The organism is Micromonospora sp. NPDC049004, from assembly GCF_040649315.1.
Classification (GTDB): domain Bacteria; phylum Actinomycetota; class Actinomycetes; order Mycobacteriales; family Micromonosporaceae; genus Micromonospora.
This window is the reverse complement of sequence record NZ_JBEZFG010000002.1, coordinates 873,238-896,408: the sequence shown is the minus strand read 5'-3', so window position 1 is coordinate 896,408 and position 23,171 is coordinate 873,238. Positions and strand designations below refer to the sequence as shown.

Genomic DNA, 23,171 nt, shown 5'->3' with positions numbered 1-23,171 from the left:
ACAGTAGGTGCTCCCCTCCCGGATTTCGGCGCTCCCGCGCTCCCGCGCTCCGGAGTTACGGCGTTACGGCGTGGGCCATCCCCGCGTAGATGTCGATGAGCTGCTTGGTGACCACGTCGGGGTGGAAGGTCCGCTCGTAGCGGGCGCGGGCGGCCAGCGCCAACCCGGACGCGCCGGCACGGGCCACCGGCAGGGCTGCCGCCAGCGCGGCCGGCTCCGGAGCCACCACCCAGCCGGCCTCGCCGAGGCCGATCCCGGCCGGCATGACCGGCCCACCGCCGCCGCCGGCGACCGCCGAGGCGGTCTCGGCCGGGCCGGTGCCGGCGGGCTCGTGCGGGGCGTCCGCTCCGACGAGGTACGGGATGCCGCCCAACGCGGTGCCGAGCACCGGCCGGCCACTCGCCAGCGCCTCGATGATCACGGTCGGCAGCACGTCGTGCCACATCGAGGCCGCGATCACCACGGCGCTCGCCTCGACCGCGGCGCGTACCCCTGCGCGGTCGAGCTGACCGAGGTAGACCACGTCGGGTCGCTCGGCGGCCGCGGCCTCGACCAGCGGGCGCAGTTCGCCGTCACCTGCCACGCGCAGTGTGCCCAGGGTGCCCACCGGGTGCCGACGCCAGGCGTCCAGCAGCAGGTCGACGCCCTTCTCGGGCGAGAGCCGGGCCATGTAGAGGAAGCCGTCACCCAGTGGGGCCGGCCGGCCCGGATCGGGTACGGCATTCGGCTTCACGACGATCCGATCGTCCGGAATGCCGTAATCGCGGAGGTGGTCGGCGATGGCCGTGGTGAGCGCGATGAACCGGTCCACCGAGCGCCAGGTGCCCCGGTGCACGGCCAGTGTGGTCGCCATCAGCGCGCTCTGCGCCGTCGAGTCGCGGTAGCACCGGTGCCTGATCGCCGGCACGCCCAGCGCCCGACCCTTGCAGTCCTGGCAGATCACCCCGTCGCGGAAGTAGATCCCCGACGAGCAGACCTGCCGGTAGTTGTGCACCGTCTGCACCACCGGCACACCGTGCCGGTGCGCGGTCCGCACCACCCACGGCGAGATCAGGGGGTACGGATTGTGCAGGTGCAGCACGTCCGGGCGGTGCTCCGTGAGCAGCCGGCTGAGGTCCTGCTGGGCACGCGGCGCCCAGATCGGCGAGATCGGCAGCAGCGCCTTGGCGGCCTTCGACATCGACGGGATCTCGTCCGAGCTGCGGATGAAGGGCAGCACCTCGACGCCGGCAGCGGTGAGCTGAGCGATCTCCGAGTCGACCATCGTGTTCTCGCCGGAGGGCTGAGCTTCCCGGTACCGGTTGTGCGCCACCACGATTCTCACGGGAAAGAAGGCTACCGTTGGTTGGTGCCCGAACTACCGGAGGTTGAGGCGCTCGCAGGTTACCTGCGGCAGCGCGCGGTGGGGCGGCGTGTCGACCGGCTGGAGATCGCCGCGATCAGCGCCCTGAAGACGTACGACCCGGCACCCGCCGCGGTCGCCGGTCGGGCGGTGGTCGACGCCCGACGGCACGGCAAGTTCCTCGACGTGGTCGTCGAGGGTGATCTGCACCTCGTGGTCCACCTGGCCCGGGCGGGTTGGCTGCACTACCGGGAGGCGTTTGGATCGACGACGCCGCTGCGACCCGGCAAGGGCCCGATCGCGGTACGCGTCCGCCTCGACGACGGCTCCGGCTTCGACCTCACCGAGGCCGGCACCCAGAAGAAGCTGGCCGCGTACCTGGTCACCGACCCGGCGACGGTGCCCGGGGTGGCCAAGCTGGGCCCGGACGCGCTCGCCGCCGACCTGCCCACCTTCGCCGAGCGGCTGCGCAGTCGGCGTGGGCAGGTCAAGGGGGTGCTGACCGACCAGTCGGTGCTGTCCGGGGTGGGCAACGCGTACTCGGACGAGATCCTGCACGCCGCGAAGCTGTCGCCGTTCGCGATCACCGACCGGCTCACCGACGCCCAGCTCGCCACCCTGCACGCGGCGACCCGCCAGGTGCTCGGTGACGCGGTCGAGCGGTCCCTCGGCCAGCGTGCCGCCGAGCTGAAGGGTGAGAAGCGGTCCGGGTTGAAGGTGCACGCCCGCACCGGGCTGCCCTGCCCGGTCTGCGGGGACACCGTGCGGGAGGTGTCGTTCGCCGACTCGAGCCTCCAGTACTGCGCGACGTGCCAGACGGGCGGCAAGCCGCTGGCTGACCGACGGTTGTCCCGCCTTGTACGGTGAGTAATTCCACTCGCCGACTACGGAGCGGAATCGGCCAGAGTGCGCCGAAGCTCCCGTCCACCGTTCTCGCCACACGCACATCCATCGGTATAGTGGCCCGGTCCCCGGCTTCTGAAATGGTGCGGAGCCGGCCAGATCCCGCCGGCACCATCGGTCGCCAATCTCCTTCGGGGCGACGACCGGTCGGAGCCCGCGTGGGAGACTGGGACGGTGGGCGACCCGGGCCCTCACGCCGAGTGAGCGGCCCGTGTCATGCGGGAGGACATGGGTGAGGTGACGGCAAGCCTCCAGCGCCCGGTATCCAACGAAGGCCGGAGCAGACTCGTGCGGCACGTCGACAGCTTCGAGATCCAGCCGCCGACGCCGCCGTCCCACAACGGCGTCCCCCGGTCGGCTTGGGCCAGGGCGCGACGCCGTGTCTCCCGCTGGCACCGTCCCTACACCGCCATCCTGCTGCTGCTCGACTTCGGCGCAGCGGCGTTCGCCAGCTGGATCGCGATCCAGCTCTTCGACCAGGCCGCCTCCGGTTTCTCCGGCACCAACCAGGATCCGACCTGGTTCCACACCGTCTCCTACCTGCTGCTGCCGCTGGGCTGGGTGGTCATCCTCTGGAGCAACCGGGCGTACGACCGGCGCTACCTGGGGCTCGGGCCGGACGAGTTCAAGCGGGTCATCCGGGCCGCCGTCACGGTCGCGGCCAGCGTCTCCTTCCTCGCGTTCGCCACCAAGACCGCGCTGTCCCGGTGGACGGTAGGCACGGCACTGCTCGGGGCGCTCCTGCTGATCCTGTGGGGCCGCTTCGTGGCCCGCTGGGCGCTGCACTACATCCGCCGGCGGGCCGGTCAGGCCGCGCACCGCATGGTGCTGGTCGGCACCCTGCCGGAGTGCCTGGAGGTGTACGCGGCGGTCACCCGCAGCCCGAACGCCGGGCTGGTCCCGGTCGCCATCCACATCACCGACGGGTACGCGGCGGCGCGGGGGATGCCGACGCCGGTGCCGGTGCACGCCGGGCGCGACGTGCTGGCCCTGGTCCGCGAGGTCGGTGGGGACACCATCGCCGTCTGCGGGTCGGCCAGCGCCGAGCCGGGCGAGCTGCGCCGGCTGGCCTGGCAGTTGGAGGGCTCCGGCGTCGACCTGGTGGTCGCACCGCAGTTGACCGACATCGCCGGCCCTCGGGTGCACATCCGGCCGATCGAGGGTCTGCCGCTGCTGCACGTCGAGGAGCCGACCCTCTCCGGGCCGGCGCTGCTGGCCAAGAACCTGATGGACCGGGTCGCCGCCGGCCTGGGCCTGCTGCTGCTGATCCCCCTCTTCGTCGCCGTCGCCGTCGCGATCCGCATCTCCGACCCCGGGCCGGTGTTCTTCCGCCAGCCCCGGGTGGGGCACGAGGGGCGCACCTTCCGGGTGTGGAAGTTCCGGACCATGTACGTCGACGCCGAGGACCGACTGGCCAGCCTGACCGACCAGAACGAGACCGACGGCATGCTGTTCAAGATGAAGCAGGATCCCCGGGTCTTCCCGGTGGGTCGCTTCCTGCGGGCCTCGTCGCTGGACGAGCTGCCGCAGTTGATCAACGTGCTCTGGGGTGAGATGTCGCTGGTCGGGCCCCGCCCACTGCCGGCCGACGACGGTGACTTCCTGGGCGACGTGCGCCGCCGCCTGCTGGTCCGCCCCGGCATGACCGGTCTCTGGCAGGTCTCCGGCCGCTCCGACCTCTCCTGGGACGAGGCCGTCCGGCTGGACCTCTACTACGTCGACAACTGGTCGCTGGCGTACGACCTGAGCATCCTCTGGCGCACCGTCGGCGTGGTGCTCGCCCGCAAGGGCGCGTACTAGCGCTAAGGGCGGCGAGCCGTCAGGATCGCTGCGTGGGTGGCAACCTCTCCGCCGTCGTCGGCGTCGTCTCGCTGGTCACCGCGTTGACCGCGGCTCTGCTGGCGGTGCTGCGGTTGCGCGCCCGGCGCGGCATCGCCACCGCCACACAACGGGCCACCTACGAGGTGCTGCACACCGCCGGCCTGGCCGCCGAGCCGCTGCGGGCGGGACTGAGCGCGGCCGGCGCGACGAAAGCCGTACGCCATCTGCGGGCCCTGGTGGGCGCGGTCGGACTGGCGCTCACGGACGCCGACGAGGTGCTCGCCCTCGACGGGCGCGGCACGCACCACGGTGAGCAACTGCTCGCGGCGGCCCAGCGGTCGGTGGCCACCGGGCGCTCGACGGTGCTCGGGGAGTCCGACCTGCGGTGCGACCGGGTCGACTGCCCGATCCGCGGTGCGGTGGTCGCGCCCCTGCACGGCGCGGACGCGCGGGTGGTCGGCGCGCTGGTGGCGATCGCCGACAGCGCGCCGGCGCCGGGACTGGTCCAGGCCACCCTGGAGACGGCGCACTGGGCGGGCAACCAGCTCGCCCTGGCCGAGCTGGACTCGTCACGGGAGCGGCTGGCGAGGGCGGAGGTCCGGGCGTTGCGGGCGCAGATCAGCCCGCACTTCATCTACAACGCGTTGACCGCGATCGGCTCGTTCGTCCGCACCGATCCGGAGCGGGCCCGGGAGTTGATCCTGGAGTTCGCGGAGTTCACCAGGTACTCGTTCCGGGCGCACGGGGAGTTCACCACCCTCGCCGAGGAGCTGCGCTCGATCGACAGGTACCTGACGATCGAGCGGGCCCGGTTCGGCGACCGGCTGCAGGTGCGGTTGCAGATCGCCCCGGAGGTGCTGCCGGTGACGCTCCCGTTCCTCTGCCTTCAGCCGCTGGTGGAGAACGCCGTCCGGCACGGGTTGTCCCGCAAGCCGGGCACGGGCATGGTGAGCATCGAGGCCCGGGACGCGGGCGCCGAATGCCACATCACGGTGGAGGACGACGGGGTGGGAATGGACCCGACCACGCTGACCGCCGGCATCGCCGAGCTGGCCCGCAGCACCGGCGATCCGGGAGACGACCCGGGCCAGCACGTCGGCCTCTCCAACGTCGACGAGCGACTGCGGTCGGTCTTCGGGGACCGGTTCGGTCTGGTCGTCGAGACCGGGCTGGGTTCGGGCACCCGGGTGAGCATGCGGGTGCCGAAGTTCCACCCGGGCGTACGGGCCGGCTCGTGACCACCGGCTTCCTGCGGGTGCTGGCGGTGGACGACGAGCCGCCCGCGCTCGACGAGTTGGCGTACCACCTGCGGGCCGACCCCCGGGTGGCCCGCCTGCACACCGCCGGGGACGCCACCGAGGCGCTACGGCTGCTGCGCGACGGTGACGTGGACGTGGTCTTCCTGGACATCCGGATGCCCGGCCTGGACGGCATGGAGCTGGCCCGGGTGCTGCGCCGGTTCGCCCGGCCGCCGGCGATCGTGTTCGTCACCGCGTACGACGACGGGGCGGTGGACGCGTTCGACCTGGGCGCGACGGACTACGTGCGCAAACCGGTACGCGCCGAACGGCTGGCCGAGTCCCTGCGCCGGGTGATCGGCTCACGGGTGGTGCCGTCGCATCCGGCGGCGCTGGCCCGCGCCGAGGAGGACCCGACCATCCCGATCGAGTTGGCCGGCACCACCCGGATGCTGCCCCGCTCGGCGGTGCGCTGGGTGGAGGCGCAGGGCGACTACGCCCGGCTGCACACCGCCGAGGGGTCGCACCTGGTGCGGGTCTCGCTGGCCACGCTCGCCGAGCGGTGGGCCGATGCCGGTTTCGTCCGGGTGCACCGGTCGTACCTGGTGCAGTTGAAGTTGATCGCGGAGCTGCGCCTGGTGAACTCCGGGTACGTGGTGGTGGTCGACTCCACCGAGCTGCCGGTGAGCCGGCGGCACACCCGGGAGTTGAAGGACAAGCTGGTCAGGGCCGCGAAGCAGGACTGGAGTCGCTGAGGCGGGAATGCTCCCGACCCTCCCGTACGTTGTACGATAGCCGATACGACAACCCGGGAGGCCGCCGTGCACGAAACTCCGTTCGACGCCGAGACCGAGTTCGACACCCAACTCGACCAGCTGGTGCGACTGGGCTATCCGGCCCTGGCCGGGATGCCCGAGAGCGCCTTCCGCGACCTGGTCGCGCCGCTGCGCGCCCGCGCGGTCGACGGCGCCGCCGGCCTGAGCGCGCCCACCGACGCCCGGGTGCCGTTCCTGCTGGTCATTACACGGGACCTGATCGGGGTGGAGCCCCGGCTCGTACTCACCACCCTGGCCGGCAAGCGCAAGCCCGGCTTCCTCGACCGGCACTATGCCGAGGACGACCTGCCGCGCTTCGACCCGATCAAGGAACTGGAGGTGCCCGTCGGGCCGGCGTACCTGCTCTTCGACGTCGACCGGGGCGAGGAGTTCCGCAACCTCGCGCCGGCCGCGGCGATGGAGGGCATGACCGCACAGGACCGGCTGCCGCTCACCATCGACGAGGGGCTCGCCTTCATCACGCTCCACCCGGAGGCGCTGGCCAGCAACAGGTGCTTCTCGCTGGTCGGCTCGCGGTGCGGCGACAAGCGGGTGCCGGCGCTGTGGATCAGCCAGGGTGCGCCGAAGCTGGGCTGGTGCTGGTACGGCAACCCGCACACCTGGCTCGGCTCCGCCTCGGCCCACCCGGTACGCGTCGGTCTGGAGTAACCGCGCACGGGCCGCCGCCACGGCTCGCTCGGTTCGTCCACACGGAGGCTCTGGGGTTCGTCGAGGCCAGCCCTCGTGACCCCCGGGTTATCCACAGGGGTGAACCGTTCTCCACAGGTTATTCACAATGCCACCCACTGATCTCCACGGTGGCTCCCTACAGTCAGACCCCATGAAGGAACGCCGCGTCCTGGTCGTCGAGGACGAACGCACCATCGCCGAGTCGGTCGCCGCCCGACTCCGCGCCGAAGGTTTCGCCGTGGAGATCGCCACGGACGGCCCCAGCGCGGTCGAGCGGTTCCGGGCCGGGCAGCCCGACCTCGTCGTCCTCGACGTGATGCTGCCCGGCTTCGACGGCCTGGAGGTGTGCCGCCGGATCCAGGCCGTCCGGCCGGTGCCGGTGCTGATGCTCACGGCCCGGGACGACGAGACCGATCTCCTGGTCGGGCTCGCTGTCGGCGCGGACGACTACCTCACCAAGCCGTTCTCGATGCGTGAGCTGGCCGCCCGCGTACACGTGCTGCTGCGCCGGATGGAACGTGCCGCGACGCCCGCGCCACCCGCCATCCGGCTCGGCGACATCGAAATCAACGAGGCCGAGCGGCGGGTTCGGCGCTCCGGCGCGGACGTGCACCTCACACCTACCGAGTTCGACCTCCTGATCCACCTCGCCGGACGGCCCCGCACGGTGCTGCCCCGGGAACGGCTGCTCGCCGACGTGTGGGGCTGGGCCGAAGGCACCGGCACCCGCACCGTGGACAGCCACGTCAAGGCCCTGCGGCGCAAGCTCGGCGCCGATCTCATCCGGACCGTGCACGGCGTCGGGTACGCCCTGGAGGTGCCCGCGTGACCAACCACCGAGTGGTGGACTGGCTGGACCGTGCGCTGCCTCGCCCGCTGGACCCGGTCCGCTCGATCAAGATGAAGCTCGGCGTCCTGCTGGTCGCCTCCTGGGCGGTGGCCATCGGCTACTTCTGGTACGGCATCGGTTGGCTCCCGCCAGGCACCTCGATCACCGTCATCTGCATCGCGCTGGTCACCTCGCAGGTGCTCGCCCACGGGATGACCTCGCCGCTGCGCGAGATGACGGCGGCCGCCGGGGCGATGGCCCGCGGCGACTACACCCGTCGGGTGCGCGCCACCTCCCGCGACGAGGTGGGTGAGCTGGCCCAGGCGTTCAACAAGATGGCCGAGGACCTGCACGCGGCGGACCAGCGCCGGCGCGAGCTGATCGCCAACGTCTCCCACGAGCTGCGTACGCCGATCACCGCGTTGCAGGGCGTACTGGAGAACATGGTGGACGGGGTCGCCGAGCCGGAGCCCGCGGCCCTGCGCGCGGCGCTGTCCCAGACCGAACGGCTCGGCCACCTCGTCGCCGACCTGCTCGACCTGTCCCGTCTCGACGCTGGGGTGGTGCCGCTGCGCCGGGTCCGCATCGACGTGGGGGACTTCCTGGATGAGGCGGTGGAACACGCCACCGCCAGCGCCGCCGGAGCGGGACTCGACGTGAACTTCCAGCTCCGCGAGCTGGCGGTGCCACTGACCGTGCGCGCGGACCCGTGGCGGCTGCACCAGGTGTTCGCGAACCTCCTGGACAACGCGGCACGGCACAGCCCACCCGGCGGCACCGTGCGGGTGAGCGCCGAGGAACACGCCGGCCAACTCCACTTCGAGGTGAGCGACGAGGGGCAGGGCATTCCGACGGCCGAGCGTTCCCGCGTGTTCGAGCGGTTCACCCGCGGCGACCGGGCGGCCGGCGGTGGGACCGGCCTGGGCCTGGCCATCGCCCGCTGGGTAGTCGAACTGCACGGCGGTCAGATCGGGGTTCTCGATCCGGCCGGAGCCGCCAGGAACTCCCAGCCCGGTTGTCGCATCCGGGTCACCATCCCGAGCAACGGGCCACACCGAGAAGAGGCCGCATGACCAGCCCCGGCAGCACGTCCGCACCGGCCGACAGACCGACCGGACCGCAGCCCACCCCGCCCGGCCAGGCCACCCAGCCCGCTCAGCCCGCGCACCCCGGCCAGGCCGCTCAGCCCGGCCAGCCCTGGTTCGGCCCCGGCCCGACGCCTCCGCCGACGGCCGGCCGGCCCCAACCGTGGCCACCGCAGCCCTGGCCGTCCCAGTCCGTTGCCCCACGGCCACCGTCGCTGCTCGCGCAGCGGTGGCCGGGTCCGACCGGTGCCGCCCATCCGCTGCTCCTGGGCGTGTTGACGGCAGCGGCGGTCGTCGGCGCCTCGGCACTGACTGTGGTCCGGCCGGGACTGGGCTGGCTGGTCGCCGCGTTGGCGGCCACCGCCGCGCTCGCCACCGCCGGTGTCGTCCGGTCCGGCACGTCGTCCTCTGCAACCGACCCGACCGGGCGCACCGCGTCCACCGCACCGGATGCCCGACCGGGACCGCCGCCCGGCGCATCGGCCCCAGCGCCGACACCGTTGCCCGACGCGCCGGCCGCGGCCGCGCCGACTCCCGTCGCCGCCGCGCCAACCGCTCTGGCGGGTCCAACCGCTACGCCGGCTCCAACCGCAGCGCCGGCTTCACCCGAAGCGCCCGCTCCAACCGCAGCACCGGCTCCAACCGCTGCACCGACTCCGACCGCTCCGGCGGCGCCAACCGCTGTGCCGGGTTCGACCCCGGCACCGGTTCCGCCGGGGGCCGCGACCACCGTCCGTCCCGGTGCCACGGGGGCACCGGGGCGGGCGGCGCAGGTCGCCTGGGCCGCCGCGACTGTCGCGCTGGTCGCCGTCGGCACGGTCCGGGCCGCCGGCTGGCTCTTCGTGCTCTGCCTGCTCGCCGCCGCGGTGACCGCGACGCTCGCGGTGACCGGTGGCCGCACTCCGTTCGGGATGCTGCTGGCCGCGACGTTGCCGCCGGCCGCGACGGTCCGAGCGCTCCCCTGGGCGGTACGAGGGCTGCACCGCACCCGCTCGTCCGGGCCCGGGATCGGGCGGATCGTGGCCAGCCTGGCGATCTCGGTAGGTCTGCTGACCCTGTTCGGCCTGCTGTTCTCCTCCGCCGACGCGGTCTTCGCCGACCTGCTGGCGGGCCTCTTGCCGGACATCTCGCCGGGCAGCGTGGTCGGCTGGTTGGTACGCCTCGGGCTGATCGGCCTGGGCCTGCTCGGCGGCGCGTACCTGGTCAGCCGGCCGCCCGACCTGAACAGCCTGCGGGCGAAGCCGGGCCGGCCGGTGCACCGGCTGGAATGGGCCCTGCCGTTGGTGCTGCTCGACGCCCTGTTCGCCGCCTTCGTACTGGTGCAGTTGACAGTGTTCTTCGGCGGCGCGGGGCACGTGCTGCGCACGGCCGGCCTCACCTACGCCGAGTACGCCCGGAGCGGGTTCTGGCAACTGCTCGCCGTCACCGCGCTCACCCTGCTGGTGATCGCCGTCGCGGCCCGCCGGGCACCGAAGGCGACCCGTGCCGACCGGCTGCTCGTCCGGACTCTGCTCGGTGTGCTCACGGCACTCAGCCTGGTCGTCGTCGCCTCGTCGCTCTACCGCATGCAGGTCTACGCCGACGCGTACGGCGCCACCCGGCTGCGGCTCTTCGTGGCGACCGTGGAGCTGTCGCTCGGGGTGCTCTTCGTTCTGGTCGGCGTGGCCGTGGCGCGGCTACGGGCCGACTGGCTGCCTCGCCTGGTGATCGGTACCGCGGTGCTGGCGCTGCTGGGGTTGGCGCTGGTCAACCCGGATCGGCTGATCGCGGACCGGAACGTCGACAGGTACCTCGAAACCGGCCGCGTCGATCTCACCTACCTCTCCGGGCTGTCGGCCGACGCCGTACCGGCCCTGGCCCGGCTGCCCGAGCCGATGCGGACATGCGCGCTTCGGGAGATCGCCTTCGAGCTGCCCGACGACGGCTTCTGGGCGACGAACCTCGGCCGGGAACGGGCCCGGTCGGTCCTGGACGCGACAGAGGTGACCAGCAGCACGACGAACTGTGTCGCCGAGGTGCGCTGGTGAGCGCGAACGCTTGACAATCGCGCTGGGCGGGCAAGACTGCCGGGGTGGCCGAGCAACTGTCTGACGTCGGGTCGGGCGGTGCGGTACCGCCGCCCCGGCGGGCCCGGATCGTGTTGGCCGACATCACCCGGCGGGACACCCGCTCCGAGCGGACCCGCGCCGAGTTGGCCCAGCAGACCCAGGTCGGCGAGGCGCTGGTTCGCGGCCTGGTCCGCGCCCAGCTCGCGCTGGCGTTGCGGCTGTCACTGGTGGTCGTCATCGGGCTGGGCGGGCTGCCCTGGCTGTTCGCCATCGCACCGTCGCTCGGCCGGACCACAGTGGTCGGCGTCAACCTGCCCTGGCTGCTGCTCGGGTTGGTCTCGTTCCCGTTCCTGATCGCGGTGGGTTGGGCGTACGTGCGGCTGGCCGAGCGCAACGAGCAGGACTTCACCGACCTGGTGCAGCGGCCGGAGCGCTGACGTGGGCAACGACTACGTGGTTCCGGCCATCGTCGCGGTCACCCTGGTCACCGTCGGGATCGGTTTCTACGGGCTGCGGCTGGCGCGGACCACTTCCGACTTCCTGGTCGCGTCCCGGGCGATCAGTCCGACCTGGAACGCCGCAGCCATCGGCGGGGAGTACCTGTCGGCAGCGAGTTTCCTCGGCGTCGCCGGCCTGGTCCTCAAGTACGGCGTGGACGTCCTCTGGTATCCGGTCGGGTTCGCCGCCGGCTACCTGGCCCTGCTGATGTTCGTGGCCGCACCGCTGCGCCGCTCCGGTGCGTTCACGCTGCCCGACTTCTGCGAGCTGCGGCTGGGGTCCCGTCGCCTGCGCATCCTCGCCACGGCTTTCGTGATCTTCATCGGTTGGCTCTACCTGGTGCCGCAGTTGCAGGGCGCCGGGCTCACCCTGGCCACGGTGGCCGGCTCCCCGTACCCCGTCGGCGCCCTTCTGGTGGCCGCCGTGGTCACCGCGAACGTGGCGCTCGGCGGCATGCGGGCGATCACCTTCGTGCAGGCGTTCCAGTACTGGCTCAAGTTGACAGCTCTCGCCGTACCGGTGATCTTCCTGGCGTTGCAGTGGCAGGCCGACGGCCGCCCGGCGGTGACCCCGCCCGACGGGCCGACGTTCCGGGCCGCGACCACGGTCGTGGTCGAGCACCGCGCGACCCTCACCCTGGCCGACGGCGACATCCGAGAGGTACGCCCCGGCGACGAGCTGTCCTTCGCCGCCGGTGACCCGGTGCCGGAGGTGTCCGGGGTGGCCACCGACGCGGGGGACTGGTTGCTGCCCAGCGCGGCCGGCGACGACGACCGGGGCCTGTTCGCGACGTACTCCCTGATCCTGGCCACGTTCCTCGGCACGATGGGCCTGCCGCACGTGCTGGTCCGCTTCTACACCAATCCCGACGGCGCGGCGGCGCGGCGGACGACGCTTGTGGTCCTGGCGCTGGTCGGCGCCTTCTATCTGCTGCCCACCCTGTACGGGGTGTTGGGCCGGATCTACACACCACAGCTGCTCATCAGTGGGCAGACCGACGCGGTGGTGGTGTTGCTGCCCGGCGCCGCCCTCGGGAACGGGCTGGTCGGGCGGCTGCTCGCCGCGCTGGTCGCGGCGGGAGCGTTCGCGGCTTTCCTCTCCACCTCGTCGGGGCTGCTGACCAGCGTCGCCGGGGTGATCTCGACGGACGTGCTCGGCCGGGGCTCGGTGCGCGGCTTCCGCCTGGCAACCATCATCGCCGGGGGTGTGCCAACGGCGCTGGCCCTGCACGTCTCCGGGTTGGACGTGTCCCAGGTGGTCGGGTTGGCCTTCGCGGTCGCCGCGTCGAGCTTCTGCCCGCTGCTGGTGCTCGGCATCTGGTGGCGAGGGCTGACCGACCTGGGCGCCGCCGCCGGTGTGCTGGCCGGCGGCGGGGCGGCGATCGGGGCCGTGCTGGTCACGGTGCTCGGCCCGCCGCTGTCGGGTTGGCCCGCCACGCTCACCGAGCAGCCGGCCGCCTGGACGGTGCCGCTGGCGTTCACCGTGATGGTCGCGGTGTCCATGGCGACCCGCCGACGCGCACCGGCCGACGTCGCCGCCACCATGCTGCGCCTGCACACCCCCGAAGCGTTGCGCCTGTGAGCGCAGCCCAGGCTCAGTCGGTTGCCCTGGGGTGACCCGTGCCAGCGTGTTTGACCCAGCAGGTGCGGGTGTCGTGGTCGGGGAGTTACCAGATGCGGCCGCCAGCGGTGACCTCGTACTGCCACTGCGGCAGTGTCTTCCCGTTGTGCGCCGCAGTGGAGAGAGAGCCCTTCAGCGGGTGCTGCCTGCTGGTCGGCGGGGAGGGGCAGGGGTCGGATTCGATGGCGTCGAAGGCGGCGCGGGTGTTGGCCGCGGCCTGGCGACACAGTTCCTCCCAGCCCTTGGCCGCGTCGTTCGTGGCGAATCGCAGGACGTAGCCACCGGGGCGGGGTGGCGGCGCTGCCCGGTCGCCTCGCTTGGCGCTCACTCTGCGTCCGGGCGGGGCACCGCCCCGAAGTCGCCGGAACTGGGGGCGGCCAGGACCCTGTGCAGGTCGGGGTCCGCGTGGATCTCGGCTGTGTGCCGCCACTCGGCGAGCAACTGGGACACGGCGGCGGTGTTTCCCACCGCCGCGGCGGCCTCCGCCGTCTCGACGAATTCGTTGGCCATCTGCTCACGTTCGTCGGGGGGCAGCAACCGCACCCACGGCAACACGGTCGGCAGTGCCTCACGCACCAGGGTGGGGTCCCGGCGCACGACGCTGGCCAGCAGCCGGGCGGTCAGGTCCACCACCTCACCCTCAGCCGCCGCCCGATCGGCGGACATCAACACGAGGTCAGCGGCATCGCGGCGGCGCAGCCGCACCGCGCGGGCTCGGGACAGCCGCTCGGCTGTCTCGGCTGGCTGCCGCAGCAGCTCCGAGAACGGCACGGACTCCACGGGCATGGACACGACTTCAACACTACTTCAGAAGTCGAGGGAAGACTACGAACTCCGCCTCGGGGATGACCCCGGGTCCATCCGCGGCCGGACGGCGGAACTGGCGGTCGGCGGATAACGTCGGGCCCATGACTGGTGAGCACCCCGCGCTCGCGCTGCGTGGCCTGGCGAAGCGGTTCGACGGCACGATCGCGGTGGCGGGCGTCGACCTGGACGTACCGGCCGGCTCCTTCTACGGACTGCTCGGCCCGAACGGCGCCGGCAAGACCACCACGCTGTCGATGGCGGTCGGGCTGTTGCGGCCGGACGCCGGTTCGGCGTGGGTGCTCGGCCAGGACGTGTGGCGCGATCCGGTCGCGGCCAAGCGGCTGCTCGGCGTGATGCCCGACGGGGTACGCCTGTTCGACCGGCTGACCGGTGCGGAGCTGCTGGCGTACCACGGGCTGTTGCGGGGGATGGATCCGGCGGTGGTCGACCAGCGGGCCGCGGAGCTGCTCGACGTGTTGGCGCTCGGCGACGCCGGCCGGACGCTGGTGGTCGACTACTCGGCGGGCATGAAGAAGAAGATCGGCCTGGCCTGCGCGCTGCTGCACGGCCCCCGGGTGCTGGTGCTGGACGAGCCGTTCGAGGCGGTCGACCCGGTGTCGGCGGCGCTGATCCGCGACATCCTCACCCGCTACGCGGCCGGCGGGGGCACGGTCATCTTCTCCAGTCACGTCATGGAGGTCGTCGAGCGGCTGTGCTCGCACGTGGCGATCCTCGCCCAGGGCACCATCAAGCGGGTCGGCACGATCGCGGACGTCCGCGGCGGCCGCTCGCTGGAGCAGGTCTTCGTCGAGGTGGTCGGCGGGCGCACCGCGACCGGTGACGAGCTGTCATGGCTCTCCCGGTGAACGTCGCCGCCGCGCCCGCCGGTCCGGCGCGGACGGTCTCCGCCCGCCACTTCGTGCGCCTCAAGCTGCGGGTGATGGGCAACAACTTCCGGGGTCAGGGCTGGCGGGTCGCGCTGTTCATCGGTGGCGCGCTGGTCGGGCTGTGGTTCGCGGCCAGCGGTTTCTTCCTCTTCGCCGCGCCGGGCCTGGCCGACAACGGCAGGTACGCGGTGCTGATCGCTGCCGCCGGCGGTGGCCTGCTGGTGCTCGGTTGGCTGCTGCTGCCCCTGGTCTTCTTCGGCGTGGACGAGACGCTGGACCCGGCCCGGTTCGCGCTGCTGCCGCTGCCGCGCCGCACGTTGGTCACCGGCCTGTTCGCCGCCGCGCTGGTCAGCGTGCCGGTGCTGGCGATGTCGGTCGCCGTGCTGGGGCTGGTGCTGACCGCCTGGGCGTTGGGCGGCTGGTCCGCCGGCCTGGTGGCAGTGGTCGGCGTACTCGCCGGGTTGCTGCTCTGTGTGGCCGCCAGCCGGGCGGTGACCAGCGCTTTCGCCAGCATGTTGCGGTCCCGCCGGGTGCGGGACCTGGCGGCCGTGCTGCTGGCGGTGGCCGCCGCGCTGCTCGGGCCGTTGCAGATCGTCGGCCTGGCGGCGCTGCGCGAGACGGACTGGACCCGGCTGACCGGTGCCGCGACGGTGCTCGGGTGGACGCCGTTCGGAGCCCCGTGGACCGTCGGCATCGACGTGGCGCAGGGGCGGGTGTGGGCCGCCCCGCTCAAGCTGCTGATCACGGTGGCGGCGATCGTCGCCCTGCTGGCCTGGTGGTCCCGCTCGCTGGAGTCGGCGATGGTGGGCACGGCGAGCACCGGCAAGGCCCCCGCGCAGCGCGGTGTCACAGGTGGGGCGGTCGCCCAGCTGTTTCCCCGGGCCGCAGGCTGGGTCCGGCGGGACCGGTTCGGCGCGCTGGTCGCCCGGGAGGCCCGTTACTGGTGGCGGGACGCCCGTCGCCGGGCCAACCTGATCACGATCGCGGTGGTCGGCATCTTCGTGCCCGTGTTGATCAACGTCACGGGCGGGGACTTCGCGGCCGAGGACGGCGCGGGGTTCACGGCGGCTGTCGGCGACAGCTCCCCCGTCGTGGTCACCGTCTCGATGCTCTTCGTCGGCGTACTCGCCTCGGTCACCCTGGCCAACCAGTTCGGCTTCGACGGCAACGCGTACGCGGCGAACGTCGTGGCCGGCGTGCCCGGGCGGGTCGAGCTGCGCGCGCGGATGACCGCATTCTCGTTGTACGTCCTGCCGATGCTGGCTGTCGTCGCGGTGGTGCTGTCGGCACTCCTTGGTCGACCGGGATGGATCGGGCTGATGCTGGGCAGCCTGGCCGCCACCTACGGCGCGGGGCTGGCGGTGAACAGTTTCGTCTCGGTGCTCGCGGCATATTCGCTGCCGGAGACGAGCAACCCGTTCGCGATGAACAGCGGCGCGGGCGTGGCGAAGGGCCTGCTCACCCTGCTGTCCATGATCATCACGACGGTCATCGGGGTGCCGATGGTGGTGGCTGCCGCGCTGCTCGGCAGCGCCTGGCTCTGGCTGGCCCTGCCGGTCGGTGCGGCGTACGGGCTGGGCGCGGCGTTGCTCGGCGCGTACCTGGCCGGCGACGTGCTGGACCGCCGTCAGCCGGAACTGCTGGCCACTGTCACCCCACGTCGTTAACCGGCGTTCCGGCCGGCGCCCTGGGCAGTCAGAGCGGCCTGGGCAACGAAGTCACGCCACGCGGCCGGAGCGAAGGTGAGCGTCGGACCGGAGCGATCCTTGCTGTCCCGCACCAGCACGACACCGGGCAGATTGTCCGCCACCTCGACGCAGGCGCCACCGGTGTCGCCGGATCTGGTCGATGTCCGCCACAGCGGTTGAGTAACGGTCACGGCGTCACCTTCAGCTTCCGGATCAGATCCAGCGAAGCGCCAGCGGACAGCGCCTCGCCGAGCAGGCTATCCCATTTCCGACCAATCAGACGGACGACGTCGGGGTCGTCAATCACGTGTCCACGAGCGACGTCTTCCACGTAGGTGACCCGTTCACCATCGGGCAGTTCCGCGAGCAGAAATCCGCCGGTCAGGCCGACGTGCGCCCCGATATCGAGCGGCACCACGTGCAACCTGACGCTGGGCAGGACGGCGAGTTCCAGCAGCCGACCGAGCTGAGCGTCCAGTGCCGCCGGTCCACCCACGGGGCGTCGTAGGGCGATCTCGTCCAGGACGAACACGCACTGCGGCGGCTCTGCGCGCTGCCACAACTGCTGCCGATCCAACCGGACCGCAACCAGGTCGTTCACCACGTTGACCGGGTTCAGGCCACCGGCCGAGATCACCGCTCGGGCATACTCCTCGGTTTGGAGCAGGCCAGGAATCAGGCACGGCTCGAATTCACACAGCCGGATCGCTTCCTCTTCGTGGTGACGCCACGGGACGAACCAGCTCGGCAACCTCTGCCGGTCGGCGGCCCTGAGGAGTTCGGCGAGGAGGCCCCCGGTGGCGAGAGCCTCGTCCGCGGCGACCGCGAACTCCATCGTTGGCCGGCGGCGGCCGGTCTCGATGGCGGCCACCGTGGACGGACTCCACCTGATGACGGTCGCCAGCGCTTCCTGGGAGACCTCGGCACCAGCCCGGGCGGACTTCAACGCCCGTACCCACATCTCGATGTTCATCCTTACCTTCCCGGTAAGTACGTGACCGCGCTGCGTAGTAAGCCCTGGAATACTCCCCTGCCCACAGCCGGGAGTCCAGGGTGGAGAACGCGCGGCCCGGCCGGTGGAGGCGACGTCCCGGCGGTCGGTCCTGCGTCGGGCCGCCCCGGTCATCCCCCGATCGGGGCGGCCCTCGTCGACCGGGAGGGATTCCTCATGCTCGGGTCAGTCCTCGCTGGGAACGGGGCGCGGTGGTCGTATCCGCTGAGGATCGTGGCGTCGACGGCCGTGCCGGGCGCGATCCAGCCGGCACGCGGCGGCGCGGCGAGTCGGGCCGGGGAGCGTGCCATGCCAACGAGCGTGATGCCTCTGAGTCATTTTGATGACTCACAGGCATCACGCTTATTCGAGCGTTACCCCCCGGCGGCCGAGCGACCGCGCGGCCCGGGGCGCCCGACGCCTACCGCCGGCGGTGCGCGGTGAGCCGGCCGCACGTGCCGATGCGGCCGCTGTGGCGGTGTCGGGGCTGCGGCGCGCTCTGGCCGTGCCAGCCGGCGCGGCTGGCGCTGCTCGCGGACTACCGGCACGACCGCACCGCGCTGCTGGTCCACCTGGGCACCCTGATGGTGGAGGCCGGCGATCAACTCGCCCGGCTCAACGGACGACCCGCCGACCTGCACGAGCGCTTCCTGGGTTGGGCGCGGGGCCGGGGCGGCACAATGTTTCACGTGAATCATGAGCCGGGTGCCGAGATCCACCACACCGACCCGTTCGCGGTGCCGACGGGGCAGCGGTCGCCGGTCCGCCGGCTGCGGGGTCGGCTCGCCGCGCCGGTGACCCTCTGGACCGCCCCCGGTCCGGCGGGCCTGACCGTCTCGTCCACCCTGATCGCCGAGGGGGAGCCGGATCGGCTGCTCGGGTTGATCGACGCGGAGTCCGACCTCTGGGCCGCGGTCGAGGAGGCGGGCCGGTTCGCGGTAGCGCCGCTCGGGCCGGCGCACCGCCAGCTCGCCGACCGGTTCGCCGGCCTCTTCCCCGCGCCGGGAGGGCTGTTCGCCACCGGCACGTGGACCGAGACGCCGTACGGGCCGGTACCGAGCGACGCCGGCGGCTGGGTGGGCTGTCGCCTGGACACCGCCCGGGAGTACGGCTGGGGCCTGCTGGTGGAGGCCACCATCGAGGTGGTCGACCTGGCCGAGGAGGCCACGCCGCTGCTGCACTACCGGGGGCGCTACCACGAGCTGCCGGGCTGACCTGGGCGGCCCGCGAACCGACCGGTCACCGGAGTGACCTGGGTCACTCGGCGCAGCCAGCCAACCGCTCGGCGCACTCGACGACCGGCGTCGATCTCGGCCTTCCCCGTTCGGGAGCGTGCTCTCTACGGTGCGCGGAAACTACCCCCGACGCCTGTGAAGGTGGTGATCCACAGATGTCCACGGACACACCCGCGCCTACCGCTTCCCAGCCGGACAAGTACCTGGCCGTGCAACGGTCGGACGAGTTCGCCGGGCTGCGGCGCGCGCTGCGCGGCTTCGTCTTCCCGATGACCGTCGCGTTCTTCCTGTGGTACGCGCTCTACGTCATTCTCTGCGCCTACGCCCGGGACTTCATGGGCACGAAGCTGTTCGGCAGCAACATCAATGTCGCGCTGGTCTTCGGCCTGCTCCAGTTCGTCTCGACGTTCGTGATCGCCTGGCTCTACTCCCGGTACGCGGACCGGAAGATCGACCCGGTCGCCGACCGGATCCGTGCCGAGATCGGGGAGGTGACCCATGACAACGGTCCACGCGGCTGACCTGCTCCTCGCGGCCGAGGCCCCCAACCACACGGCCCGCAACCTGACGATCACGCTGTTCCTGGTCTTCGTGGCGGTGACCCTGGGCATCACCATCTGGGCCAGCCGGCAGACCAAGACGGCCACCGACTTCTACGCGGGCGGTCGTTCCTTCTCCGGCTTCCAGAACGGCATGGCTATCGGCGGCGACTACATGTCCGCCGCCTCGTTCCTCGGCATCGCCGGCATCATCGCCCTCTACGGCTACGACGGCTTCCTCTACTCGATCGGCTTCCTGGTCGCCTGGCTGGTCGCCCTCCTGCTGGTCGCGGAGCTGCTGCGCAACTCCGGCCGGTACACGATGGCCGACGTGCTGGCCTTCCGGATGCGGCAGCGCCCGGTGCGGACGGCGGCGGCGGTCTCCACCATCACGGTGTCGATCTTCTACCTGCTGGCCCAGATGGTGGGCGCCGGCGCGCTGGTGGCGCTGCTGCTCGGCATCAAGCCGGGAACGACCTTCCTCGGCATGGACGCGGCCACCGCCAAGGTGGCGACCATCATCATGGTCGGCGCCCTGATGATCATCTACGTGACCGTGGGTGGCATGAAGGGCACCACGTACGTGCAGATCGTCAAGGCGTTCCTGCTGATGACCGGCGCGCTGCTGATGACCGTGCTGGTGCTGGCCAAGTTCCACTTCAACCTGTCCGAGCTGCTCGGTGCCGCCGCCTCGTCGTCCGGCAAGGGCGACAAGCTCCTGGGGCCGGGCCTGCGCTACGGCGTGGAGGTCGCCGGCAACGCGACGCAGACGTTCTACAACAAGATGGACCTGCTCTCGCTCGGCATCGCCCTGGTGCTCGGCACCGCCGGCCTGCCGCACATCCTGATCCGCTTCTACACCGTGCCGACCGCCAAAGCGGCCCGCAAGAGCGTGCTCTGGGCCATCGGCATCATCGGCACGTTCTACCTGCTCACCCTGGCCCTCGGCTTCGGTGCGGCGGCACTGGTCGGCAGTGAGGCCATCACCGCGCAGGACAAGGCCGGCAACACTGCCGCACCACAGTTGGCCGAGGCGCTCGGCCTGGAGTTCTTCGGCGGCGACCTGGGCGGCGCGGCCCTGCTGGCGATCATCGCGGCGGTTGCCTTCGCCACCATCCTGGCCGTGGTCGCCGGGTTGACCCTGGCCTCCTCGTCCAGCCTGGCGCACGACTTCTACGCGAACGTCCTGAAGAAGGGTGAGACGTCGGAGCGCCAGGAGGTACGGGTCGCCCGGATCTCCGCCCTGGTGATCGGCGCGATCTCCATCCTCCTGTCGATCTTCGCGCAGAACCTCAACGTGGCGTTCCTCGTGGCGCTGGCCTTCGCGGTCGCCGCCTCGGGCAACCTGCCGGCGATCCTCTACAGCCTGTTCTGGCGGCGGTTCAACACCTCCGGAGCGGTCTGGGCGATCTACGGCGGTCTGCTCTCGGCAGTGGTGCTGGTGTTCTTCTCACCTGTGGTCTCGGGCGCGGCGACGTCGATGTTCCCGGACCACGACTGGCAGTGGTTCCCGCTGTCCAACCCGGGCATCCTGTCCATCCCGTTCGGCTTCCTGTGCGGGTGGATCGGCACCCTCATCTCCAAGGAGCACGACGAGGAGAAGTACGCGGAGCTGGAGGTGCGCGCCCTCACCGGTTCGGGCGCCCACTGACCCTCGACACGGGGCCCCCTGTCGACGCCACGCGTCGACAGGGGGCCTCTCGCGGTAAACGGGGGTCGGTAGGCTGACCGGCATGAAGGTTGCTGAGCGCTTCGGTCCCGGTCACCGCGTTCTCGTCACCGGCGGCGCCGGTTTCGTCCCGTCGCACCTGGTCGACTCCCTGATCGCCCGGGGCTGCACGGTGGTGGCGCTGGACAACTTCGTCACCGGTTCCAAGGAGAACGTCGCCCACCTGCTCGACCGGCCAACCTTCACCCTGGTCGAGGCGGACCTCTCCGACGGCCTGCCGACGCACCACCCGGCCCTCGCCGAGCGGTTCGACGCGATCCTGCACATGGCCTCGCCGGCCAGCCCCACCGACTTCGCGCAACTGCCGGTGGAGATCCTCCGGGTCGGCTCGGTGGGCACCCTGCACCTGCTGGAGCGCGCGGTCGCCGACGGCGCCCGGTTCCTGATGGCCTCCACCTCCGAGGCGTACGGGGACCCGAAGGAGCACCCGCAGCGCGAGACCTACTGGGGCAACGTCAACCCCATCGGCGTCCGCAGCGTCTACGACGAGGCGAAGCGCTTCTCCGAGGCCGCGACGATGGCGTACCACCGCTACCGCGGGCTGGACGCGGCGATCGTGCGGATCTTCAACACGTACGGCCCGCGGATGCGCCCGGACGACGGCCGGGCCATCCCCACCTTCATCTCCCAGGCGCTGCGCGGCGAGCCGATCACCGTGCACGGCACCGGCAACCAGACCCGGTCGATCTGCTTCGTCGAGGACCTGGTGCGGGGCATCCTGCTGCTGCTCGACTCGACCGAGACCGGCCCGGTCAACTGCGGCACGGAGCACGAGCTGTCCATGCGTCAACTCGCCGAGTTGATCGTGTCACTCTCCGACAGCAGCTCGCAGGTGACGTACATCACCCGCAGTTCGGATGACCCGGAGATGCGCCGCCCCGATCTGACCCTCGCCCGTGAACTGCTCGGATACGAGCCGACCGTGGCGCCCGAAGACGGCCTGCGACGCACGATCGAGTACTTCCGGGCGCGGCTAGGGTAACCAGCTCACGGCGGAACACCGGTCGCTGAGTGTCGCCTGAGGGCGGTAGTGGCTCCCGCTACGTACCCTGAGTTACATGTCAGCGACCTCTGCCGGCGTTCCTCACCCGCACCTGCACCGCAGCACCGGGCGCGCTTCGGTGCCCGGCCCCGACCGGGGCGCCTCCGGACGCGCGCGTCCCGCCGAGGCGCGCTGGTATCCGTCGCACGACGAGCAGCAGCCCGGCCCGGGCGGCCCGGGAGGGCCGACGGGACCTGGCCGGCCCGGTGGCGCCGGCGGGCCGGGACGGCGTGGCCCCCGGCCGCGCTGGGGGCGGATCGGCCTGGTGGCCGGGGTCGCGGTGCTGGTGTTGGCGCTGCTCGGCGGCCTGGGCGCCTGGCTGTACGCGCGCAACCTCAACAACGATCTGGCCCGCACCGACCCGTTCGCGGAGATCACCGGAGGTCGGCCGGCGAAGCCCGTCGACGGCGCGTTGAACATCCTGCTGGTCGGCAGCGACTCCCGGGACCCGGACGCGCCTGTCGACACCAAGAGCCAGTGGCGGGCCGACACGGTCATCGTCATGCACATCCCGGCCGACCACCAGTCGGCGTACCTGGTCTCCATCCCGCGTGACCTGTACGTGCCGATCCCGCAGAGCGCCGGAGCGGACTGCGGCTCCGGCCAGCGCGCGAAGATCAACGCGGCGTTCGCGTTCGGCGGCCTGCCGCTGGCGGTCCGCACCGTGGAGTGCTTCACCGACGTCCGGATCGACCACGTGATGGCTATCGACTTCGGCGGGTTCAAGGAGGTCACCGACGCCCTCGGCGGGGTGGACCTGAAGGTTGAGCGGACGATCACCTCGATCCACAAGCCGTACCGGACCTTCACCAAGGGCACCAACCACATGGACGGCGCGGAGGCGCTGGACTGGATCCGGCAGCGCAAGCAGTTCCCGGACGGCGACTTCGCCCGGATGCGGCACCAGCAGGAGTTCCTGCGGGCGCTGATGGACAAGGCGGCGAGCACCGGCACCCTGGCGAACCCGAAGAAGCTCAACGACTTCCTCAAGTCGGTGACCGCCGCGGTGACCGTCGACCAGGGCTTCTCGGTGACGGACATGGCGGTGCAGTTCCGCAACCTGCGCGGGCAGAACCTCACGTTCCTGACCAGCCCGAACTCGGGCAGCGACACCATCAACGGCGAGTCGGTGGTGGTGTCGGACCGGGAGAAGGCGCTGGCGATGTACCAGGCCATGTCGGCCGACACCATGGCGGACTGGGTCAAGGCCAACCCGCCGAAGAACACCGACGGGGGCTGAGCGCAGGGGTGGACCGCGTCGCCGGCGACGCGGGGCCCCCCCCGGCCCGAGGGGCGGCGCGGTTAGGGGGTAACAGGGGGGCCGGAGGCCCGGGGGAAAACCCCCGCGGCCCCGGAGGGGCCCC

General features: G+C 71.9%; 23 protein-coding genes. 17 read left to right on the top strand and 6 right to left on the bottom strand.

Features of this window, described 5'->3' with window-relative positions:
* Positions 1–55: 55 nt before the first annotated feature.
* Positions 56–1,324 carry a glycosyltransferase gene (locus AB0B97_RS08980; RefSeq protein WP_357491851.1) on the bottom strand — a complete coding sequence of 423 codons (1,269 nt, stop codon included), beginning with the start codon at positions 1,322–1,324 and terminating at the stop codon, positions 56–58.
* A gap of 24 nt (positions 1,325–1,348) precedes the next feature.
* On the opposite strand from AB0B97_RS08980, the gene AB0B97_RS08975 reads away from it, so the two are divergent.
* The 7 genes from AB0B97_RS08975 to AB0B97_RS08945 all read left to right on the top strand — a co-directional run bounded on the left by AB0B97_RS08975 (position 1,349) and on the right by AB0B97_RS08945 (position 8,711).
* Positions 1,349–2,209 (top strand): DNA-formamidopyrimidine glycosylase family protein, encoded by an 861-nt coding sequence (locus tag AB0B97_RS08975; protein ID WP_357491849.1) that lies wholly within the window; start codon positions 1,349–1,351, stop codon positions 2,207–2,209.
* Positions 2,210–2,473: 264 nt separating this feature from the next.
* Positions 2,474–4,045 carry a sugar transferase gene (locus AB0B97_RS08970; RefSeq protein WP_234582693.1) on the top strand — a complete coding sequence of 524 codons (1,572 nt, stop codon included), beginning with the start codon at positions 2,474–2,476 and terminating at the stop codon, positions 4,043–4,045.
* 32 nt (positions 4,046–4,077) lie between these two features.
* Entirely contained in the window at positions 4,078–5,304 is a 1,227-nt protein-coding gene (locus AB0B97_RS08965; protein ID WP_234582617.1) for a histidine kinase, read from the top strand.
* Positions 5,301–6,059 carry a LytTR family DNA-binding domain-containing protein gene (locus tag AB0B97_RS08960; RefSeq protein ID WP_053651534.1) on the top strand — a complete coding sequence of 253 codons (759 nt, stop codon included), beginning with the start codon at positions 5,301–5,303 and terminating at the stop codon, positions 6,057–6,059. The genes AB0B97_RS08965 and AB0B97_RS08960 overlap by 4 nt, the downstream gene beginning before the upstream one ends.
* Positions 6,060–6,125: 66 nt before the next feature.
* On the top strand, positions 6,126–6,788 hold the full coding sequence (locus tag AB0B97_RS08955) for a DUF5701 family protein (protein WP_357491847.1): 663 nt from the start codon (positions 6,126–6,128) through the stop codon (positions 6,786–6,788).
* 172 nt (positions 6,789–6,960) lie between these two features.
* Positions 6,961–7,638, top strand: a complete 678-nt coding sequence (locus tag AB0B97_RS08950) for a response regulator transcription factor (RefSeq protein ID WP_234582619.1) — start codon at positions 6,961–6,963, stop codon at positions 7,636–7,638.
* On the top strand, positions 7,635–8,711 hold the full coding sequence (locus AB0B97_RS08945; protein ID WP_357491845.1) for a HAMP domain-containing sensor histidine kinase: 1,077 nt from the start codon (positions 7,635–7,637) through the stop codon (positions 8,709–8,711). The genes AB0B97_RS08950 and AB0B97_RS08945 overlap by 4 nt, the downstream gene beginning before the upstream one ends.
* Positions 8,712–8,820: 109 nt before the next feature.
* On the opposite strand, the gene AB0B97_RS08940 is transcribed toward AB0B97_RS08945, so the two are convergent.
* Entirely contained in the window at positions 8,821–9,165 is a 345-nt protein-coding gene (locus tag AB0B97_RS08940) for a hypothetical protein (RefSeq protein WP_357491843.1), read from the bottom strand.
* A gap of 241 nt (positions 9,166–9,406) precedes the next feature.
* Here AB0B97_RS08940 and AB0B97_RS08935 point away from each other — a divergent pair, with 241 nt between their 5' ends.
* Genes AB0B97_RS08935 through AB0B97_RS08925 form a run of 3 tightly spaced genes read left to right on the top strand, consistent with a single transcriptional unit; the run spans position 9,407 to position 12,850 of the window.
* Positions 9,407–10,750, top strand: a complete 1,344-nt coding sequence (locus tag AB0B97_RS08935) for a DUF4173 domain-containing protein (RefSeq protein ID WP_357491841.1) — start codon at positions 9,407–9,409, stop codon at positions 10,748–10,750.
* Positions 10,751–10,794: 44 nt separating this feature from the next.
* The gene (locus AB0B97_RS08930) at positions 10,795–11,208 is read left to right on the top strand and encodes a DUF485 domain-containing protein (protein ID WP_234582623.1); all 414 of its coding nucleotides are present in this window, start codon (positions 10,795–10,797) and stop codon (positions 11,206–11,208) included.
* A 1-nt stretch (position 11,209) separates the two neighbouring features.
* Positions 11,210–12,850 carry a cation acetate symporter gene (locus tag AB0B97_RS08925; protein ID WP_357491839.1) on the top strand — a complete coding sequence of 547 codons (1,641 nt, stop codon included), beginning with the start codon at positions 11,210–11,212 and terminating at the stop codon, positions 12,848–12,850.
* Positions 12,851–12,935: 85 nt separating this feature from the next.
* On the opposite strand, the gene AB0B97_RS08920 is transcribed toward AB0B97_RS08925, so the two are convergent.
* Complete coding sequence (locus tag AB0B97_RS08920; protein ID WP_357491837.1) at positions 12,936–13,217, bottom strand: hypothetical protein; 282 nt, start codon at positions 13,215–13,217, stop codon at positions 12,936–12,938.
* Positions 13,214–13,675 (bottom strand): hypothetical protein, encoded by a 462-nt coding sequence (locus AB0B97_RS08915; RefSeq protein WP_357492100.1) that lies wholly within the window; start codon positions 13,673–13,675, stop codon positions 13,214–13,216. The genes AB0B97_RS08920 and AB0B97_RS08915 overlap by 4 nt, the downstream gene beginning before the upstream one ends.
* Positions 13,676–13,797: 122 nt before the next feature.
* Between AB0B97_RS08915 and AB0B97_RS08910 the strand changes: the two genes are divergently transcribed.
* Together AB0B97_RS08910 and AB0B97_RS08905 are read left to right on the top strand one after the other, a co-directional pair.
* The gene (locus tag AB0B97_RS08910; protein WP_234582626.1) at positions 13,798–14,562 is read left to right on the top strand and encodes an ABC transporter ATP-binding protein; all 765 of its coding nucleotides are present in this window, start codon (positions 13,798–13,800) and stop codon (positions 14,560–14,562) included.
* Positions 14,547–16,250, top strand: coding sequence for an ABC transporter permease (locus AB0B97_RS08905; RefSeq protein WP_357491835.1), 1,704 nt, complete (start codon positions 14,547–14,549; stop codon positions 16,248–16,250). Before AB0B97_RS08910 ends, AB0B97_RS08905 begins: the two co-directional genes overlap by 16 nt.
* Here the strand turns inward: AB0B97_RS08905 and AB0B97_RS08900 are convergent.
* Positions 16,247–16,462, bottom strand: coding sequence for a DUF397 domain-containing protein (locus AB0B97_RS08900; RefSeq protein WP_357491833.1), 216 nt, complete (start codon positions 16,460–16,462; stop codon positions 16,247–16,249). The genes AB0B97_RS08905 and AB0B97_RS08900 overlap by 4 nt on opposite strands.
* A complete protein-coding gene (locus tag AB0B97_RS08895; RefSeq protein ID WP_357491831.1) occupies positions 16,459–17,244 on the bottom strand; it encodes a helix-turn-helix transcriptional regulator in 786 nt (261 codons plus the stop codon). The genes AB0B97_RS08900 and AB0B97_RS08895 overlap by 4 nt, the downstream gene beginning before the upstream one ends.
* 479 nt (positions 17,245–17,723) lie before the next feature.
* Between AB0B97_RS08895 and AB0B97_RS08890 the strand changes: the two genes are divergently transcribed.
* From AB0B97_RS08890 to AB0B97_RS08870, 5 genes are all read left to right on the top strand, one after another.
* Positions 17,724–18,476 (top strand): flavin reductase family protein, encoded by a 753-nt coding sequence (locus tag AB0B97_RS08890; protein ID WP_357492098.1) that lies wholly within the window; start codon positions 17,724–17,726, stop codon positions 18,474–18,476.
* Positions 18,477–18,652: 176 nt separating this feature from the next.
* Positions 18,653–19,018 carry a DUF485 domain-containing protein gene (locus AB0B97_RS08885; RefSeq protein WP_357491829.1) on the top strand — a complete coding sequence of 122 codons (366 nt, stop codon included), beginning with the start codon at positions 18,653–18,655 and terminating at the stop codon, positions 19,016–19,018.
* A complete protein-coding gene (locus AB0B97_RS08880; RefSeq protein WP_357491827.1) occupies positions 18,996–20,687 on the top strand; it encodes a cation acetate symporter in 1,692 nt (563 codons plus the stop codon). The genes AB0B97_RS08885 and AB0B97_RS08880 overlap by 23 nt, the downstream gene beginning before the upstream one ends.
* Positions 20,688–20,769: 82 nt before the next feature.
* A complete protein-coding gene (locus tag AB0B97_RS08875) occupies positions 20,770–21,747 on the top strand; it encodes an NAD-dependent epimerase/dehydratase family protein (protein WP_357491825.1) in 978 nt (325 codons plus the stop codon).
* A gap of 76 nt (positions 21,748–21,823) precedes the next feature.
* Positions 21,824–23,047, top strand: a complete 1,224-nt coding sequence (locus AB0B97_RS08870) for an LCP family protein (protein WP_357491823.1) — start codon at positions 21,824–21,826, stop codon at positions 23,045–23,047.
* The last annotated feature ends 124 nt before the right edge of the window (positions 23,048–23,171 follow it).

Coding starts and splice junctions, on each gene's coding strand:
- AB0B97_RS08895 (WP_357491831.1), bottom strand. CDS start 17,244: ATGAACATCGAGATGTGGGTACGGGCGTTGAAGTCCGCCCGGGCTGGT.
- AB0B97_RS08890 (WP_357492098.1), top strand. CDS start 17,724: ATGCGGCCGCTGTGGCGGTGTCGGGGCTGCGGCGCGCTCTGGCCGTGC.
- AB0B97_RS08950 (WP_234582619.1), top strand. CDS start 6,961: ATGAAGGAACGCCGCGTCCTGGTCGTCGAGGACGAACGCACCATCGCC.
- AB0B97_RS08875 (WP_357491825.1), top strand. CDS start 20,770: ATGAAGGTTGCTGAGCGCTTCGGTCCCGGTCACCGCGTTCTCGTCACC.
- AB0B97_RS08885 (WP_357491829.1), top strand. CDS start 18,653: ATGTCCACGGACACACCCGCGCCTACCGCTTCCCAGCCGGACAAGTAC.
- AB0B97_RS08870 (WP_357491823.1), top strand. CDS start 21,824: ATGTCAGCGACCTCTGCCGGCGTTCCTCACCCGCACCTGCACCGCAGC.
- AB0B97_RS08915 (WP_357492100.1), bottom strand. CDS start 13,675: ATGCCCGTGGAGTCCGTGCCGTTCTCGGAGCTGCTGCGGCAGCCAGCC.
- AB0B97_RS08910 (WP_234582626.1), top strand. CDS start 13,798: ATGACTGGTGAGCACCCCGCGCTCGCGCTGCGTGGCCTGGCGAAGCGG.
- AB0B97_RS08970 (WP_234582693.1), top strand. CDS start 2,474: ATGGGTGAGGTGACGGCAAGCCTCCAGCGCCCGGTATCCAACGAAGGC.
- AB0B97_RS08905 (WP_357491835.1), top strand. CDS start 14,547: ATGGCTCTCCCGGTGAACGTCGCCGCCGCGCCCGCCGGTCCGGCGCGG.
- AB0B97_RS08880 (WP_357491827.1), top strand. CDS start 18,996: ATGACAACGGTCCACGCGGCTGACCTGCTCCTCGCGGCCGAGGCCCCC.